Genomic DNA, 2,421 nt, shown 5'->3' on the forward strand with positions numbered 1-2,421 from the left:
AACGAATAAGGATAGATCGTGCGAAGCCACGATCTGATCCGTTTGTTGGACGAGCCCGGGCCGGAGCGCTGAGCGCCCCTCTGCAAATATCTTTTCTGGATTTACCCGGGAAGCATGGATTCCGGAGTGCCGAGAACAGGAAATCCCGGTTTGCTGCTGCCCAGGCGGCAATGGTTTCGCGAATCCGGAGGGTTTTAGGCTCCGGGTTCTGAATTCCGGTCGGGCGCATCGCTCAGCTTTGGGAAACTGAAGTCCCGAACGCGGCTGGACAGCGCTGAAGTCTCGGCTTACATGATCAGATGGCGACCGCGGCGAGCGGCGCGATGGTGATGACTGCGGGCGATGTCGAGCGAATTCGCGTCCTGACGATCGCCATCACGGCGCCACAGCAGGGGCAAAGCATCGCTGGCCGCTCCTTGCGCGGCGGCGTGAAGCGGCTGGGATCGAACTTGAGCAAGAGATGCAGCAAGGCGATCAGGCGCTTGGAATTGGCGTGCAGGAAGCCGAAATTGCGAGCGCGGCGAAACCTCTTGGGCAGGACATGCTGGAGAATCAACCAGAGGAAATCGGCAGCCGCGAGCGAGCGCTTTTCCGACTTGCCGGTTTGAGCATTGCGATAGCGGAAGCTCACCTGGCCATTCTCGCAGGAGAGAATGTCGTCTTCGCGGATGACGCCGCGGTAGAGGTAACGACCGAGGTAGATCAGGGCCTTCTCGCCGCTGCCGACCGATTTGCAGTGCGCCACCCATTCCCGCGGATAGCGCACCGGCAGAGGAATGCCGGCCGCCTCGATCGCTGCCAGCATCTTGGCCCGGAAGACCTTGGCCAGCGCCTTCTCGTTGAACAGATAGGTCCCGTTCTTGCCGCGGCGCTTGCATCGCCAGCGCCGCCGTCCCGCATCGACCGCCGCTGCGGGAACGACGAGATGGACATGCGGGTGGAAGTCGATGCGGCGCGAGTGCGTGTGCAACACCGCGATCGCCCCCGGGGTTCCCTGCAACTGCCGGTCGTTCTGACTGAAACGGAGCACTGTTTCCCAGGCACATCTCATCATGGAATCGAGGACGATGTCGGCGTGAGCCAGAGCGAGCCCGCGTAATTCGGCCGGGAGCGTGAAGGTCAGCAGAAAGTAGTCGGCCGGGACGAGCCGCTGCATCTGACGTTCCAGCCATTCCTGGCTCTCGTGGTGCTGGCAGTGCGGGCAAAGGCGATGGCCGCAGGAATGCGGAACGAGGTGGTGGTGGGCACAGTCACTGCATTGAACCTGCATCATCGGACTGTCAGGGCTGCGGCAGTGCTCGATCGCCGACAGCGCCTGCACCTGGTCAAAGCTCAGCCGGGGACGAAATTGCGCGAGGAAGTCGGCTCCGAATTCGGCGATGATGGCAGCGAGGCGGATCATCGGGGCGCCCCCTTGGCCAGGCAATAGCGGTCCATCAGCGCGTTGATGCGGTCAATGGCGTGGTGCTTGGTTTGATCCGTCAGATGGGTGTAGCGGGCGGTCGTGAGGATCGAGTGATGGCCGAGATTCTTCTGGACTTCGATGAGGTCAACACCGGCCTCGATCAGGTGCGTGGCATAGCTGTGCCGAAGGCTGTGGGGCGAAATGTTTTTTTTAGTCCACACGATTCGACGACTGCCCGCAGGGCATTCTGAACGCCGCCGCGGTCGAGAGGAGTGCTGGCGGCATGTGCGCCCGGCAAGCCGCCGCGGCGATTGGGAAACAGCAGGACGGGATTACGGTGGCGCTGCCAGAACCCGCGCAGGAGTCGGTAGGTGGCCGTCGGCAACGGCACCAGGCGGTCCTTGTTGCCTTTGGCATCGCGGATATGCACCCGCGCGCGTGCGCCGTCGATGTCGGCGACCGTCAGCCGCAACCCTTCGCCAAGGCGCAGGCCGAGACTGTAGAGCGTGAAGAAGAAGACGCGGTAACTGAGCACCCGTGTCGCCCTGAAAATCCGCTCGGCCTCCTCAATGCTGACGATGTCTGGCAGGCGCTGCGACCGCGGCGGCTGGACCAGTCCCGGCGCCACCCAGGGCTTCTTGAGCACGTGCTCGTGGTAAAACTTCAGTCCGTAAAGATCGAGCTTGATCGAACTCCAGGAGTGCGTCTCGCTCAGGTCGGAGAAGTAATTCAGCAGGTCGACCTCGGTGAGATCCTCGATCTGATGATCGAAGTAGTCTCCCACCCGGCGGATGGCGCGCGAATACGCCTCGATCGTCTTCGGCTGCAAGCCCTTGAGCTTCAAATGCTTCCGATGCAGTTCGTAGTTCTGGTCAAAAATCGTGGTTGCGACAGCGGACATGTCTTCCATCTTGCGGTAACCTCGCGTTCGTCATGAATATCCCTCGGATGAGGGGCGAGGTCACATCTTGACTTCAACACCACGACAGCGCCGCCGTTTCCTCCGCGTAGCGGCT

At 61.8% G+C, this 2,421-nt stretch carries 1 protein-coding gene and 1 pseudogene; both read right to left on the minus strand.

The genetic code is table 11. The features are described from left to right. Positions 1-295: 295 nt before the first annotated feature. Entirely contained in the window at positions 296-1,402 is a 1,107-nt protein-coding gene (locus ACCAA_RS20805; protein WP_186409164.1) for an IS91 family transposase, read from the minus strand. Next, a pseudogene (locus ACCAA_RS20815) lies at positions 1,399-2,315 on the minus strand (tyrosine-type recombinase/integrase). Before ACCAA_RS20815 ends, ACCAA_RS20805 begins: the two are co-directional and overlap by 4 nt. Positions 2,316-2,421: the final 106 nt, after the last annotated feature.

The sequence above is a fragment of the Candidatus Accumulibacter aalborgensis genome, assembly GCF_900089955.1.
Lineage (GTDB): Bacteria > Pseudomonadota > Gammaproteobacteria > Burkholderiales > Rhodocyclaceae > Accumulibacter > Accumulibacter aalborgensis.